Source organism: Microcoleus sp. B4-C2 (genome assembly GCF_036705265.1).
Classification (GTDB): domain Bacteria; phylum Cyanobacteriota; class Cyanobacteriia; order Cyanobacteriales; family Microcoleaceae; genus Microcoleus.
In genome coordinates this window covers 41,068-58,874 of record NZ_JAUBUB010000028.1, presented here as the reverse complement: position 1 = coordinate 58,874, position 17,807 = coordinate 41,068, and the positions used below count along the sequence as shown (strand labels likewise).

4 protein-coding genes are annotated in these 17,807 nt (G+C 44.3%); 1 reads left to right on the top strand and 3 read right to left on the bottom strand.

What is annotated here, in order from left to right; genetic code table 11:
* Window positions 1–215: 215 nt before the first annotated feature.
* The gene (locus QUB20_RS11355) at window positions 216–8,984 is read left to right on the top strand and encodes a CHAT domain-containing protein (RefSeq protein WP_333291355.1); all 8,769 of its coding nucleotides are present in this window, start codon (window positions 216–218) and stop codon (window positions 8,982–8,984) included.
* Window positions 8,985–9,100: 116 nt separating this feature from the next.
* Here QUB20_RS11355 and QUB20_RS11350 read toward each other — a convergent pair whose 3' ends face one another.
* The 3 genes from QUB20_RS11350 to ligA all read right to left on the bottom strand — a co-directional run bounded on the left by QUB20_RS11350 (window position 9,101) and on the right by ligA (window position 17,798).
* The gene (locus tag QUB20_RS11350) at window positions 9,101–14,404 is read right to left on the bottom strand and encodes an AAA family ATPase (protein ID WP_333246949.1); all 5,304 of its coding nucleotides are present in this window, start codon (window positions 14,402–14,404) and stop codon (window positions 9,101–9,103) included.
* A gap of 331 nt (window positions 14,405–14,735) precedes the next feature.
* The gene (locus tag QUB20_RS11345; RefSeq protein ID WP_333242985.1) at window positions 14,736–15,149 is read right to left on the bottom strand and encodes a hypothetical protein; all 414 of its coding nucleotides are present in this window, start codon (window positions 15,147–15,149) and stop codon (window positions 14,736–14,738) included.
* A 336-nt stretch (window positions 15,150–15,485) separates the two neighbouring features.
* Window positions 15,486–17,798 carry an NAD-dependent DNA ligase LigA gene (gene ligA / locus QUB20_RS11340; protein ID WP_333246948.1) on the bottom strand — a complete coding sequence of 771 codons (2,313 nt, stop codon included), beginning with the start codon at window positions 17,796–17,798 and terminating at the stop codon, window positions 15,486–15,488.
* Between the last annotated feature and the right edge of the window lie 9 nt (window positions 17,799–17,807).

Genomic DNA, 17,807 nt, shown 5'->3' with positions numbered 1-17,807 from the left:
CCCGCCCGTCCAAAAAGGACGGGCGGGACGCCCATCCCACTTTCAAGAGTGGAAGTTATTTAATTCTCATTCCTAATTGAAAACATACATTTCCTTTTTTAGTCCTAATTATTCGATCGCCCCAAATAGGATGCTCCTATTGACATGAGAAATTTTTAGGAGTAAAAATAGTAAAAATAAATACGATCGCACTTTAAGCACCATCTTTAAACACAATGACACCCAACAAACTACATTTCCTCGGATGGTTATTCATTGTTAGCTGGCTGAGTGCTGCGGCGGGTTCGGCCAAGGCGCAACCCATCGCCCCCGCACCAGATGGCACTAACACAGTTGTCACTCCCAGCGGCAACCGCTACGACATTTCCGGGGGGTCTTTCAGCGGAGATGGGGCTAATCTTTTTCACAGTTTTACTCAGTTTGGCCTCAGCGAGGCTCAAACGGCTAACTTTTTGACCAATCCCAATATTCAAAATATTTTGGGAAGGATTACTGGGGGTAATCCTTCTTTAATAAATGGCTTAATTCAAGTTACGGGCGGAAATTCCAATTTATTTTTGATGAATCCTGCTGGCATGATTTTCGGGCCGAATGCCATTCTCAACGTGCCTGGATCTTTTAATGCTACTACGGCGACAGGGATTGGTTTTGGGAACAATCAGTGGTTTAGTGCGATCGGCAATAACAATTGGGCCACTTTAATCGGGGTCCCGAACAGTTTTGCGTTTACAAATTTGCCAGGGGGAAGCATAATTAATGCAGGCAATCTGACGGTGACACCAGGTCAAAGTTTAAGTTTGATCGGCGGTACGGTTGTCAATACTGGTCAGGTAAATGCGCCTAGTGGCAATATTATCATCAGCGCCGTACCGGGTAACAATTTGGTGCGGATTAGTCAAGCTGGAAATTTATTGAGCTTGGATATTCAGCCGACAGCAAATCACACTTCGCTGCCAAACAATTGGACGCAGCCAGTATTATCTTTGCCGGAGTTGCTGACTGGACAAGGTGTGGCACAGGCGACGGGTTTGACGGTAAATCCCAATGGGGAAGTTGTGTTAACGGGGAATGCTGCTGTGCCGGTAACTGCGGGAACTGCGATCGCATCCGGCACTCTCAATGTCTCTGGCAACACTGGCGGTAGTGTAAATATTTTAGGCGACAAAGTAGGAGTTATTGCAGGCAATATCGATGCTTCTGGGATTAACGGTGGGGGTAATGTACTGATTGGCGGAGATTATCAGGGTTTGGGGACTGTGCCCAATGCTGCGCGGACTTTTGTCAGCAGCGACTCGACGATTAATGCTGATGCTATTAGTAATGGGAATGGCGGGCGAGTTATAGTTTGGGCTGATGAAACTACTCGCTTTCATGGCAATATTACAGCCAGAGGTGGCTTGTTTTCTGGGAATGGCGGCTTTGCGGAAGTGTCTGGAAAGCAATGGCTGGATTTTCAAGGATTAGTTGATTTGCGATCGACCTTTGGGATTGCTGGTACCTTATTGTTAGATCCTACTGATATTACTATTATCGTAGGTCCGAATACTGTTCCTACGGGGGATGCATTTGTTGACTCCGGCCCTCCTTCTGTGATTAATAATGGGAGGCTGCAAGCACAGCTAAATTTGGGAAATGTTACTATTTCTACGGCGTCAGGTAATACGGAGCAAGGCAATATTAACGTTGACGCACCGATCGCTTGGAATAATAATAATTCGCTGACTCTGAATGCTAATAATAATATTAATCTTAATAAGACCACTATCACCACTCAGGGAGGCACTATTACTCTGAATGCTGATAGCGATAATCTAAACGGTGGTTCTCTCAGTATCGTAGGTTCCACGATCGCTACTAATGGTGGTAATTTCCTGGGTAAGGGTCAGGGGACTCTTGTGTTCGGGCCGGGAATCAATGTCCAGAACAGCAAAATTAATGCCGGAAGTGGAAAAATTGACCTGAATGGTACGGGAAGAAAATCGACAGGGGGAAACAATGTCGGTATTTCTATTTCGGGTGCTACCACATTACAAACTACTGACAGCGGCAATATTACTTTCAACGGTACTGGCGGCAACGGGACAGATGGTAATCAAGGGATATCTATTGACGGCAGTACAGTGCGGGCTGGGGGAAGTGTCAGCCTGACTGGAACAGGTGCGGGGACAGGAATCGAAAATACAGGCGTTAATCTCAACAACGCTACAGTGGAGTCAACGGCGGAGAATGGGAATGTGACTCTGATCGGTGTTGGCGGTAATGGGACTCGTGACAATCGAGGGATATTCGTTGAGAACAGTACAGTGAAAGCGCTTTCTGGAAATGTCAGTCTGACGGGTACAGGTGGTGGGAGTGGGTCTTCCAACCACGGTATAGAGATATTAAATGATGCTACAATCCAAACCGCAGGCTTGGGAAAGGTGACGTTGACGGGGACGAGCAGTGCAGGCATCAGCACTACAGTCGCGAGCGGTAATTCCGGGATCAGGCTCTTCGAGGGCACGGTAAAATCGGAGAATGGAGATATTGTTTTAACCGGTACGAGTGTAGGGACTGGATTGAACACCTACGGGATTGACATGCCCCCGATTCTTACTACCATGGTACCGAGCACAATACAAGCTACGGGAACGGGTAATATTAGTCTCACGGGAAAGGCTAACAACTCCGATAATTCCATTAGACTCACCCCAGGTGTGATTGAGGCGACTTTAGGTGGCAATATTACTTTGACGGGCGATGACATTTCATTGTCATCAATAACTCAAATTAAAGGTACTGGGATTATCCAGTTGCAGCCGCTTACTCCCAGTTTAGATATTACTGTGGGTGGTAATACTGCGGACGCTCGTTTGAATCTCAGCAGTGCTGAACTCGCGCCTCCGGTTTTAAATGATGGGTTTTCCCAAATGATTATCGGGCGCACGGATGGGACGGGGAATATTGCAATTGACCCTGCTGGTGTTACTTTTAATTTCCCCGTCACAATGCAAGCTGGGACAATTGCAGTCGATGGAAACATTACAGGTGTAAACAACGCTTCAATTACTTTTAATGCTCCAACGACTAACTTAAACAAAAATATTCTCACCAAGGAAAAGAAGATTGACTTTGGTGGCAAAGTCTCTCTCGGTACGGGTTCTAATGTCACTCTCGATACTGGGCTAACGAATGCAGGCGACATTACTTTTGGGGGAACGGTTGACGGCGATGGCAACCTAGTTTTGACTACGGGAACAGGCGTGATTAATGTCAACGGGCCCATTGGAAATACAGTACCTTTAGGTTCCCTGAAAACAATCAATTCTTTGGATGTTAAGAGTCCGATCGATTTTTCGATTGAAACTACAGGCAATATTACTGTTGGTAGTATGAGAAATCCCGGAGGGGCGATCGCCCTTACCAGCACTAATGGCAATATTGATACGACAGCAGGGGCAATTGATACCACATCCACTATCGGAAATGGTGGCCCGATCGCACTCAGTGCTAACAATACGATTAACGCTAGCAATCTTAACTCTAGTTCCACTGCTGGTAATGGCGGAAAAATAGATATCACTAGCACAACTGGCGATATTATTGCAGCCCCAGGAGTTGTTTGGAATTCTCGTTCTAATTCTGGTAGCGCCGGAGATATTGCGATCGCAACTCCCAAGCAAGTTGGGATACAAGGCATTGATGCTAATGGATTGCCCGGTACTGGAAATATTACCATTAGCGGCAATGAGATTGGCTTTTTGGGAGGCCCAGATTCCGTGCAGAGTAAAGGTACTTTGTCAATTCAGCCTTTGCCAACTTTCGGAATCCTCTTCCAGACGGAACCTGCTGACGATGATCCACAGGCGATCGATTTAGGAACGCCGTTTTTATCGGCATTGGCTAATGGATTTAGTGAAATTGTTTTGGGAACTAATACTACCACGGGCAATATCACTGTAGAGGATTTGCAGGTCTCTTTTAAAGATCCTGTGACTTTCAATACTCAAGGCACTATTTCTGTAAATCCCGATAGCTCGATTTCGGGAACTGATAATGCTTCAATTACTCTCAACGCTACCACTAATAACTTAAGTGGCGATATTACCACCCAATCTCAAGATATCACAATTAACGGCAATACCTTAGTTGGAGATAGCGTCTTAGTCAGCAATGGCATTTCAGCAGGTGGCAATATTCTGTTTAACAATAACATTGATGGCACTGGCAATCTCACTTTAGAAACAGGTACTGGAGAAATTGAGGTTAAAGGCTTGATCGGTGACGCGACAGTATTAGGAAATCTCACCGTCAACAGTGCTGGTTCCACTACATTTAATGCTGTCAAGGCTACCAGTTTCACCACCAATGCTGGCGGTACAACCGAACTTAAGGGCAATGTCACTACAATTGGCGCTCAAACTTATGGAGATGCAGTTACAATTGCCAATAATCCGATTCTCTCCGGCAGCGAAATTACTTTCAATACAACTGTTGACGGTAGCAGCGATTTAACTGTGAATGGCGGTACTGGTAATGTTACCTTCAATGGTGCAGTTGGTGCTGTAACTCCGATCGGCAATTTAACAGCTAACTCTACAGGCACAACCGCATTTAATCAAACAGTCAATGCCGCGAGTTTGACTACAGATGCTGGCGGCACAACTCAAGTCAAGGGAAATGTTACTACAACTGGTGCTCAAACTTATGGAGATGCAGTTACAATTGCCAACAATCCGATTCTTTCAGGTGACAGCATTACTTTCAATAATACTGTTGATGGTACCAGCGATTTGACTGTGAAGGCGACTAGCGGTAATCTTACCTTCAAAAGTGCGATCGGCGAAACAACTCCTCTCACAAGTTTAACTGCCAACAGCAAGATATCTTTAGGGGGGAATGTCACTACAATCGGCAGTCAAACTTATGCAGATGCTGTGACGGTTGCCAATAATCCGATTCTCGCAGGCAGCGACATTACTTTCAATAATACAGTTGACGCACCTGGAAATCTCGGTATTGCTGCGGACAATGTTAATCTCAAAGGAACTGTAACAACCACCAACGACGGCACGCTCACAATTACCAATAAGGTGAATCTCAATATTGAGAAAAACCTGAACTTGGACGGTGAATTTATTCAAAATGGCGGTGGAACAGTTGCGGCTAGCGGAAATATTACAACAACTAATGATAACATTAGTTTTAGCAATCCAGTGACATTAAAAGCTCCTGTAACTTTTACACTGGGGGATGCAACTATTGCTTTCGGTTCTACTTTATCTGCAGGTAGTAACCCGCTGAATTTAACAGCAGGTGAAATTGATTTTGCCGGGAATGTTTCTGGTACGGGCGCGTTAACGCTGCAACCCGCAACAGCCGGACAAAATATTGTTGTTGGCGGAATTGATAACAATACTAGCGCTTTAGATTTGACTGCATCGGAAATTAGTTTAATTCAAAATGGATTTAGCTCGATCGCGATCGGGCGATCGGATAGCAGTGCAAATGTTAGTATTTCCTCTAATCTTACATTTTTAGATCCAGTAAATATTCAAACGGGAACGGGTACGATCGCACTTGATGGCACTCTTACCGGCAATGACAACAGTAGCATTGCTCTCAAGGCTGCCACAATTAATTTGAATGATGGCATCAATACCAATAAAAATCCGATCGATCTCAACGGCACTGTCACACTCGGCAACGATATTAATCTCACTACCGGCGGCGGAGATATTAAGATAATTGGTGCGATAGGTGGTAATCATTTGCTGAACTTAGATGCCGCTACAGGCAATGTGTTAGTGCAAGGAAATATCGGAGAAACAACGCCATTATCTGTTTTGAAGGCTACTGCATCAAATGCAGAATTTATTGGAAACGTTAACAGTAATTCTGGTTTTAATATTACGGGATTAAATACTAAATTAGGCGGTAATATTACCACTAATAACGGCAACCTTAATATTAGCAATGCTGTGGTTTTGACAAAGGATGCGGTATTTAGTACGGCAGGGGGAAATATTGCTTTGGGTGCGATCGACAGTGACAGCATTAATGCCCGCAACTTAACTCTAGCCTCCGGTAGCGGCAGCATCACTTTCAACGGTGCGGTGGGTGCCACCAGCAAGTTAGGAAATCTTGCGATCGAAAATGCTGGCAATGTGACAGGAAACTCGACAATTAACGCGCAACAATTGACTGCACTAAACACGGAAAAAGTCAATTTATTGGGAGATGTCACCGCCGCCAAAGTCGATATTACTGCCAAGGGTGATCTAACCGTTAAAAATATTACTGCTAATGGCGGAGAAATTCTATTTACAACTGGTAACAATTTCACCGCAGGCAATTTGAATACATCGGCAAACAGTGGCGGCAACATAACTGTTAAGGCGATAACTTCAATTACAACCGGACAAATTAACTCTAGCGGTATAGTCGGAAATGCCGGCAATGTGTTCTTAGATCCGATCGGCGATATTCAAGTAGAGTTTATCAATGCCCAAGGCGGTACAGGCGGCACCGGTGGCGATGTCACAGCAATAACAGGCAATTATTTCCGCGCTACGGGTACTTTTTCCACCCCACTGTCGCCGACGGGATTTGCTAGCATTTCTACTGCTGGCGGCACAGGTAGCGGAAATATCGCAATTACACACGCTGGGGGAGATAGAGGGACGCCGATTCAACCGTTTGTGGTGGGGGATGCTGCTAGCAACGGTACGGCGGGTGCAATTACCACGGGACAATCTACCATTACATCGCAGTCGTTTCCGCGTTCTAGTAGTGTTGGTAATATTGTATTTTCCACTGATGACGCGATCGACCCGCCGCCAACACCAACTCCCACTCCGGTAGAAACTCCGACTCCGACTCCGAGTGAAACTCCCACTCCGGTAGAAACTCCGACTCCGACTCCGAGTGAAACTCCAACTCCGGTAGTAACTCCAACTCCGACTGCAATTGTCACTCCAACTCCGGTAGTAACTCCGACTCCGACTGCAATTGTCACTCCAACTCCGGTAGTAACTCCGACTCCGACTGCAATTGTCACTCCAACTCCGGTAGTAACTCCCACTCCGACTGCAGTTGTCACTCCAACTCCGGTAGTAACTCCCACTCCGACTGCAGTTGTCACTCCAACTCCGGTAGTAACTCCCACTCCGACTGCAGTTGTCACTCCCACTCCGACTGCAGTTGTCACTCCCACTCCGCTAGTAACTCCCACTCCGACTGCAGTTGTCACTCCCACTCCGGTAGTAACTCCAACTCCGACTGCAGTTGTCACTCCAACTCCGGTAGTAACTCCAACTCCGACTGCAGTTGTCACTCCCACTCCGCTAATAACTCCAACTCCCACTCCGGTAGTAACTCCAACTCCGACTGCAGTTTTCACTCCCACTCCGCTAATAACTCCAACTCCCACTCCAAGTGTCACCCTAACTCCCACTCCAAGTGTCACTCCCGCTTCGATCGATCCTACGGAAATACAAGTGCCCACACCTGTGACAGCGCCAAAATCGCCCACAGCCGCCGATACACCCACACCCGAACCGTCAACCTCCGATGAACAAGACTTTAAACGCCCCGAAAGTCGATCGCTAGACAATCTCGGTGTTGCTGCTGCCGATCGTCGAGTTTTAACCATCGATCAAAGTATCATCAGTCAATTACCCGCTGGCATCGTAGCCTCTTCACTCGCATCCCAACAAGCACCAACAGTTAACCCTACTTCTAATTTAGTTCTGGGATATGTTCCGTCTCCCGATCGACTTTTTGAAGGTAACGACATACAGAAAACAGTCTGGGGAATCGAAGAAATGAGGAATCAAGAATTTGCAGAATACCTGGGGGTAGAAGCCAACATCCTAGAGGAAAAAACCTTGATTTCGACATCCCAACAAACTTTACAAAATATCGAACAGCAAACCGGCAAGCGGTCTGGTATTATCTACATGGTCTCGCGAGAAGATCAATTGGAACTAATTTTAGTTCCTCCCGCCGGGTGGCCGATTCACTACAGCGTCCCCGAAGCCAACAAAGCAGCTCTTTTCCCCACCGTCCAGGAGTTTCGCGCTGAAATCACCAATCCCGCAAAACGCGATACTAGCACTTATCTAGCCGCCGCTCAGCAACTATATAAATGGGCGATCGCACCCCTAGAAAAAGACCTACAAAACTTAGGAATTCAAACTTTATTACTGTCAGTCGATCCCGGATTGCGGAGCCTGCCCTTTGCCGCTTTGCACGACGGTAAAGGCTTCTTGATTGAAAAATACAGTTTTAGCCTAATTCCGAGTTTTAGTTCGACTAATACCGATTATAAAGCTGTTAGAGACGCCACAGTGCTAGCAATGGGAAGGTCAGAATTTGTTGACCAACAGCCCTTGCCCAGTGTGCCGATCGAATTGCAGGCGATTTCGGCTCAGTGGCAGGGCCCATCTTTCCTCAATTCTGCTTTCACTTTAGATAATCTCACGTCGGAACACACCAAGGGAGGATTTCGGATCGTTCATCTAGCAACTCACGCTGAATTCAAACCGGGAAAAGCGAGCAATTCCTACATTCAAATGTGGAATTCCAAATTGCAGCTCGATCGCATAGAGAGTTTGAATTGGCGCAATCCGCAGGTAGACTTGTTAGTATTAAGTGCTTGTAGAACTGCTATGGGCGATCGGGAAGCAGAGTTAGGTTTTGGAGGTTTAGCAGTAAAATCCGGCGCAAAATCTGCTTTAGGGAGTTTGTGGTATGTTGACGATGGAGGCACCTTGGCGCTGATGAGCGAATTTTACCATCAGTTGCGAGGAACCACAACTAAAGCAGAAGCTTTGCAACTGGCTCAACAAGCAATAATGTCCGGTAAAGTGCGGCTGGAAAACGGACAGCTAGTAACAACAGGCGGCCAGTTAAATTTACCTGCTAATTTACAACAACCAAACCAAAATTTTTCTCATCCTTACTACTGGAGTAGTTTCACCATGATCGGAAGCCCTTGGTAAGCTGCCATATTTTATACCAAATCCCGTTGAAAGATCGCGTTTATTCTTTAGTCCGCGCAGTCGGGCTTTAGTTGTGTAGTAGAGGTTTCAACCGCTGAACTCGCGAGAAAAAAGTTCTATTTCTGCTTCATCACCACCAAAGTAATATCATCAAAAACCTTCTGAGCGCCAATATACTGCCGCACATCATTAATTACAACTTCCCGAATTTCTTGGGCACAGCGGTGACGATTTTCAACCACCACTTGCCACAACCTCTTTAATCCGTACTGCCCTTTATTAATATCGAAAGCTTCAGGAATTCCATCAGTATAAAGCACCACCACATCCCCAGGATTTAACTGCACTTCTGCTTGAGCAATAAACTCGCCAATCTCTTCTACTAAGCCAATGGGAAAGCCTAAATCCATCGTATCTATGCACTCCAATTTCCCATCAGCGCGCACCACAATCATTTCCTCATGTTGTCCGCTTAATTTCAGGACGCCTCCGGCATAGTCTAAGATAGCTAGAGACATATTTCTAGAGGAGTCCATGCGCTGGAGATTATCATACAGAGTCTGGTTGAGGACATCCAAAAACTTCACTGGATCTGTTTCGTTAATTTTCTGAAGCGTCCTGACCGCCGTTTGTGCCATAATCATCAACACGCCGCTTTCTAAACCATGTCCCGTGACATCGCCAATGCTAATCTTGACTTGACCATCCTGTTGCAATACATCGTAGTAATCGCCGCCAACTTCGTCAGCCGGTTCCATGAAACCAGCTATTTCTAAGCCTTCAATTGCTGCGAATTCTGACTGTTTTGGCAACACCATTTGTTGCAGTTGTTTGACTATATCGAGTTCTGCACTCATGCGGATATTTTCTGCCTTGAGTTTCTGATTCAGGGTGCTAATTTCTTGATTCGCTTCAGCTAGTTGAGCCGTGCGTTCTTGAACTTTATCTTCTAAAGTGCGATATAGCAGGGCATTTTCAATGGAAATCGCAGCTTGAGAAGAAAGGACTTTGAGAATTTCTAGGCGATCGCGCGTAAAAGCTCCCGTAGTCAGATTATTTTCTAGATACAGAATGCCGAGCAGTTTACCTTGATTAATAATAGGAGCGCATAAGACTGACTTAGGCTGATTTTTTATAATATAGGGTTCGCTAGTAAAGACACCCTCTTTCGTAGCTTCTGATAGCACTACATCTTCCTGAGTTCTCGCTACATATTTTATCATCCCTACAGGAAGATTCTCGCTGCCTTCAATCGAAATACTTTGCCCAACTTCTACTTGTTCATTATCAACTTCACCTCTAGCTTCAATGGTTAAGTTATCCTTATTTGATAAGACAATAAAGCCTTTTTGGGCTCCGCCATTTTCCAGTAAAATTGTCATTAACTTCTCTAACAATTTGTTGCTCGCAATTTCACCAGCCAGAACTTGGGAAGCTTTGATAACTGTGGACAAGTCTATATTAAGATTTCCTCCCGTCGTCGAATAAGCTGTGCCCCTAGCTGTAGTCTGCAAATCAATTTGTTTCTTGGCAGATACCTTGGAGATTAACTGCGGATATTTCTGCTCTAAATCCTCTACTTTACGCTTAGCACCCCAAAGTTGGTAGCCATAGTGTGCCTTTTTCATGTAAAGTTTGGCAATTTCATTTTGGCTTTTCCCTAACCAGAATTTAGCGACTAATTCATTGCCTAAAGCTTCATTCTGAATGTATTCATTTTCATTAGCTGAACTAATAGCGCGATCGTATAAATCTATTGCTTCCATTTCTTTACCAGAAATACGCGCAATTTCTGCCTCGACCAACAGGTATTTGTGCAGAAAGTTTTCAGGACAGTTATCTGCCCAAATTTTCATCTGTTGTTGGTTGGTTTCAATTTGTTTTTGATAACTAATTTGTTCTGATTTGCTAACGGTTGGATAAACAGCCAGTAAAATTAAAGAATTATAGAAATTATTAACGGCATTGGTAATCATCCCTTGCACATAAGGTAACATTGTTTGAGCTTCTTGGATACAATGTAAAGCGATAACATTGTCACCATACAAGTAGAGGACTTGGGCTTTATAGGTTAAATAGTTACCCAGAGCAAAAAAGTTTTGATGAGTTTGACAATCTTCGATATAATCAGCTTCATTGAGGGATTCGCTGGCAAATTCTCTGGGTTTGGGACTCAAGCCACTTAAATTATAAATGAATAGTTGACTGGCAAGGATGGTATGATAAGCTAATAAATTTTTAGTTTTAGCTGTGAATTTTAAATAATCATTGAGAAGCGCTAATATTTCGAGAAGATTTTTACCAGAAACAAAAAAATTAAGCATTTGATGGAAGGTGATATAGCCGGCAAACTGTAGCTCTCCTGACTCCAAACCCGCTTGATAACCTTCGTTATTAATCGCTTCAGCTTCTTTTATGGGGAGAACCCAATGTTGGATGTGATTAGCCATGTTATTAGCAGCTTTCGCTTTCATGGATGAGTCATTAAAGCGCTTAGAAATGTTGAAACCTAAACGAGCAAATTCATAGCCTGAGCGATATTCTTGTAAAACTGAACTGAGGGTAAGTCCATAGCTGGTATAAGCTTTAGCGGAAGCAGCAATAGCACCGTATTTAATGCAAATAGAAGCCATTTTTGCCGCAATAATTCCATACAGTTCAGGGTTACTGAAATAAGCTGGTGGATCGGCGCTGACTAATAAAGTTAGGGCTGCTCTCATTTCCAGGCTCGTCATTTCTGGTTGCTCTTGTAGGGTGCTAATTTCCCCAGGTTGCCAAAGTTTTCGCACTTCTGCTAGTTCTTTTTGTAAAGCCGTGGTGAAATCTTTATCCGTTAACTCAATTCCCAATAAGTTCAAGGCTTGTCGAGCGGCGGTAATAGCTTTTTCATGTTTAGACATCATGGTTAACATGACTATTAAAAGATTATAAACTTCGGCTTTTTCTAACTTATTTTTGCATCTCTCAATTACCAAATAGATCAATTCTTCAGCATAATCAAAGTTACTGTTTAAATATTCAATTTCGGCTTTTTCCTTATGAAGTTGCAGGGTCAATTGATATTCTTCTTGCCAAAAATCACCACTTAATAAAGATATGCCGATCGTCAAATATTCTCGCGCCGCTAGATAAGCGGTTGAGTCTTTCGCTTTGCGGGCGGCGATTAAATTAAATTTGGCTAAGGCTATTTTTTCGGTTTGATCGGTAATTAACTCGCGCCCCAGATTAAAATGTTCAACTATATCGAAAATTTTTGCATCTCGCTCTGTCACTGGAGTATTAACTTGTAACAAGCGTCCAATCTTCAAGTGAACTGCTTTTTTTTCATTTTCACAAATTAAACTATAAGCAGCTTGCTGTACTCGGTCATGCAGAAATTTATAATCTTGAATTAATAGGTTTTCATCAAACTCCGATGCTGGCAATATGAATCCGGTCTGAATTGCTGCGAGTAGATCCGAAAAAATTACTTCTGGCGGTTCCTCACAAACAATCGACAGGGTACTTAAGTAAAAAGATGCGCCTATACAAGAGGCTAAACGTAAAACCTGCTGTGTGATAGGAGGCAGTTTCTTTAACTTGTAGATCATCAATTCTACGACATTATCAGTGATATTTTGTGCCTCTATTTGGGCAATATTCCACTGCCAACTCTGCTGCTGCACATCAAAACTTATCAGTTTTTCCGCGTGCAGAGTTTTCAGAAATTGGTTGACAAAGAATGGATTGCCTCCGGTTTTCTTCATCACCAGTTCTGCTAGGGATTCTACTGATTTATTGTCGCTATATAATGTGTCGGCAATGAGTTGGCTAATATTTTCTAGTTCTAAAGGTGCTAAAGTAATATAATTGATAGTTGCTCCTTCTTTAAGCAATCCATCAAGGGTCATGATCAAGGGATGAGTGGGGCTGACTTCGTTATCCCGATAGGCTCCAATTAAAAACAGATATTGCATATCTGCATCTGTCATCATCAGTTCAATTAATTTGAGCGTGGCGGAGTCGGCCCACTGCAAATCGTCGAGGAATATGACTAAGGGATGTTCTTTTGTGCAAAAGGCTCGGATGAAGTTACCCAAGACAATATTAAACCGATTTTGTGATTCGGTTGCCCCTAATTCTGGCACTGGAGGCTGCTTGCCGACAATCAGTTCCACTTCGGGAATTACATCAATAATCACTTGACCATTGACACCAAAAGCATCTCTAAGTTTTTCTCGCCATTGTTCAAGCTGTATTTCACTTTCCGTTAATAGTTGCCGCACTAATCCCTTAAAAGCGCTAACTACAGCGGAGTAAGGAAGACTCTTTTGAAATTGGTCAAATTTGCCTGCGGTGAAATAGCCGCGCAGTCGGGTATTTGGTTTGTGAATTTCGGCTACTAGAGATGATTTGCCAATACCAGAATAACCGGCTATCAACATCATTTCTATTTTGGATTGGGGATTGTCCCCTACTCGCTCAAATGCTGTTAGTAGTGCTTCTACTTCGGCTTCGCGTCCGTAGAGCTTTTGGGGAATTTGAAACTGGTCGGAAATGTCTTGAGTCCCTAAAGAGAAATCAGATATATTTCCTGTGGTTTGTAACTGATGCAAACATTCTGCTAAATCATTTTTGATTCCGAAACCACTTTGGTATCGCTCCTCAGCGGTTTTTGCCATCAGTTTCATTACGATATCTGACACGGGCTTGGGAATTTCTGGATTAACTTGATGAGGACAAATTGGCACTTTAGCAATATGACAATGCACTAACTCCAGGGCATCATTTGTTTCAAAAGGGAGTTTTCCTGTCAGTAACTCATAGAAAGTGACACCGAGAGAGTAAAAGTCGGTGCGGTAATCTAGGGAACGATTCATTCTTCCTGTTTGTTCAGGTGAAATATAAGCTAAAGTACCTTCTAAGACGTTAGGATTTTTTAGCGTAGGATTTTCGCGGGTGAATTTAGTAGAAATACCAAAGTCTATAATTTTGAGTTGCCTGATTTCTGGGTTGAAAATAATATTGGCAGGGTTAATATCTTTGTGGACAATATTCGCAGCGTGAATACTGCTTAGAATTTCAGCCGTTTTAATAGCAATGCTCAGAAATTTCTGTAGGGGCAATACTCCCGTGCCTGATTCCCTACGCTCATCCATCAACTGTTTTAAAGATGACGCGCCAAAATCCTCAAGGATGATACACAGGGTCATCTGATAGGGTTTTAATTCATAAGCTTTAATTACTCCATCGATATTCAGATTTCGGGTAATTTCATATTCCTGCTTATAGCGAACCAGTTCGGAGGGGGTAGGATAGTCTTCTTTGAGGAATTTAAGGATGACGGCTTGGTTGTCCTGTTGGCGGATGCCTCGATAGATAGTGGAGTTGGTACTTTCGTAGATTTGAGTGAGAATTTGGTAGCCGTTAATCTCGATCATTTTCAGGTTTCAATGATAGAAGAAAATGTTATTAAAGATAGTCAGCAATCATTATGGGCGAGCGGACTGATCCATTATAGTGGCAGAGGATGCTTTGATACCCATGCTAAAGGTGAAATCTTCACATTAATATACTGTCGCACATCCTCTATCACAGATTACCTCATGGCAATAGCAGGTAACTTTCATTACCTGCTAATTTACAAAGGAAAAACAAGAGTTTTCCGATTTTTATTGTTGGAGTATTTTCACGGTGAGAGTTTTTTTGTAAGTCCCATATTTTAAGTAGCAAATCTGTTCGTTAAACAATCATCTCTAACCCCCAGATGCTCTATCTAGGGTTCATCTGTCTCGGATTTGGTGCCGCAGTTCCGTAATTGACTCGACAGCCGATATTGAACAAACTCGAACTGCACTCAAGAGGGACAATCTGCTGATCGAGGAGGGCACTGCAACTGACATACTGGTCGTTATTAGTATCTCTTACCATACATTCGATCGGGTTAGCTCCCGATCGCGCCGCCCAACTCTTCATACCTACGACTGCAATGTTATGCTGCCAGTAGAATGCAAATAGCGACACTGCAAACAGTACAGCAACTGCTAATCCTGCTTTCAACTTCCAACTATTTAGGACGTTTCCCAAACTATTTTTCACGTTTTCCACCCCAGAAATTGAGCTTTCGGTAGTTATTTCTGGAGTTGGCAAGTTTGTTTGTGCTTGTTCTGCTGGAATTTCCGACATAATGTATCTCCTGTGATTGCTGGGACTTGGCTAATCTGGCAGTTGCCATCGCTATTGCAAACTTTATCAAATTTTAGCAAAACTAGCCTGTACCGACAACCGATTGGCGCAGCACCGCCGGGGAAGTATGTACATTCACCAAGGGCGGTCGCGATTTCTATGCCTTTTGAGGTATTGCCCAATTCGCGAACGGCTATTTTGCACTTATGGCAATAGAATTGTTGGCGATGTTCTTGGAAAACGGCTCAAGTGAATCAGCTTTTTTTTGAACCGCAGAGGGCGCAGAGGGCGCAGAGAAAGAGCAAAGAGAGAGATATATTGACTTTTACCAATCATTTATGGTTTGGATAGCAGTTCTAATAAGTCAGATTCCGAAAGTAGTTTGATTCCCAAAGATTGAGCCTTTTCCAACTTAGAACCGGCATCTTCTCCGACAACTACATAATCAGTTTTAGCACTCACAGAACTTGTGACTTTACCTCCTGCTTTTTGAATCAAATCTTTAGCTTCATCTCGTTTCAAAGTGGGCAAAGTTCCCGTCAGCACAAAAGTTTTGCCTGTAAGTTGTAAATTTGTGCTGGCTGAATTCTGATTTTTTACTTCTGACTGCAATTGTAATCCCGCAGTTTTTAACCGTGCAATTAAACTTTGATTGGCCGGCACTCGAAACCACTGATAAACAGCTTGAGCAATTTCCGGCCCGATGCCGTAAACGCCCTCAATCGATGCCGCCGATACCGCTGCTAACTCTTCCACATTTGCAAACCTTTCTGTCAGCAATTGAGCATTCACGCTGCCGACGTGGCGGATGCCCAAGCCGTAAAGTACGCGCGAATAGGGTTGATTTTTCGATTGGGCGATCGCACTTACCAACTTTTCTGCTAACTTCTTACCCATGCGTTCCAAACTCATCAATCTTTCCGCTGTCAAATCGTACAAATCCGCCGCAGAATGCACCAGATTGCTATCAACCATCTGCTGCACCAACTTTTCGCCAACACCGTTAATATCCAGAGCATCCCGGCTGCAAAAATGAATCAGCGAACCCCTCAAAATTGCTGGACAAGATGTATTGATGCAGCGAGTAACGGCCTCCCCTTTTTCCCGAACCACAGGCTGTTCGCATTCGGGACAGCAACTAGGCATTTGGAAAAGTTGAGCATTTTGGGGACGAAGTTCCGGCAAAACTCGCACAACTTCTGGTATAATTTCCCCAGCTTTTCTGACAATCACAGTATCGCCAATATGGAGATTTAGGTCGGAAAGTCGATCGCTATTGTGGAGAGAAGCCCGCGAAACCGTCGTCCCCGCCAAATGCACCGGTTTCAGTTCCGCTACAGGAGTCAGAGCCCCGGTTCTCCCTACTTGTACGGTGACAGCTTCTACAATTGTAGGGACTTCCGCCGCGGGATACTTCAGGGCGATCGCCCAACGCGGAAACCTCTGAGTAAAACCCAATTGTTTTTGCAGCAAAACCGAATTAATCTTAACAACAACCCCATCCGTCATGTAAGGCAAATTCCGCCGCTCAGTATCCCAATATTCGTAATACTCGCGAACCTCATCCAAAGAATAGCAAATTTTGCGATGGGGATTCACCTTAAACCCCATTCTTCGCAACAACTCCAACGAATCCCACTGCGTGTTACCCTCGTTACCTTGATCTAAATGCAGAGTATAAGCAAAGAAATCCAACCGTCGCTTATCCACAATTTTAGAATCCAACTGCCGCAGCGTACCCGCCGCAGCATTGCGAGGATTAGCAAACAATTGTTCCCCTGCTTTTTCCCGTTCCCGATTAATTTCCTCAAACACAGCTAAAGACAAAAAAGCCTCTCCCCGCACTTCCACAACAGGCGGCGGATTATCTAAATTGAGCTTTAAAGGAATGGATCGAATAGTTTTGACATTTTGAGTAATTTCCTCTCCGGCAAGGCCGTCTCCCCGCGTTGCACCGCGAACTAAAATTCCATTTTCATAGGTTAACGCTAAAGCAGAACCGTCAATTTTTAACTCGCAAACATAGGAAACCCCCCCCAACCCCCCCTTGCTAAGGGGGGGAGTAATTTCCCTATTTTCCTTATTGCTAATGGAAGATGTTATTCCATCAAGTCCCCCCCCTTGATAAGGGGGGGTTAGGGGGGGTGCATTTCCTTCTTGAACGGGGGTTAGGGGGGGTGCATTTCCATCAAGTCCCCCCCCTTGATAAGGGGGGGTTAGGGGGGGTGCATTTCCATCAAGACCGGGGGTTAGGGGGGGTACATTTCCATCAAGTCCCCCCCCTTGATAAGGGGGGGCTAGGGGGGGTGCATTTCCATCAAGACCGGGGGTTAGGGAAGGTGCTACCCTTTGCCAGCGTTCCTGCCATTTAGCAAATTCCTCAAAATTAAAAGCATTTTCCAAACTGTAGAGAGGAATATTGTGTTTGACGCTAAAAAATTGAGTAGCAGGCTGTTCTCCCACGCGCTGAGTCGGACTTTCCGCAGTAATTAATTCAGGATAATCTGATTCTAATTCTTGCAACTGGCGATAAAGTCGATCGTACACCTCATCTGGCATAATCGGCGCATCGAGAACATAATAAGCATAGCTAGCTTCCTGTAGCTGCTGCCTCAACTGTTGAATTTGCTGCTGAATCTCTGCTGCCATATCGATTTA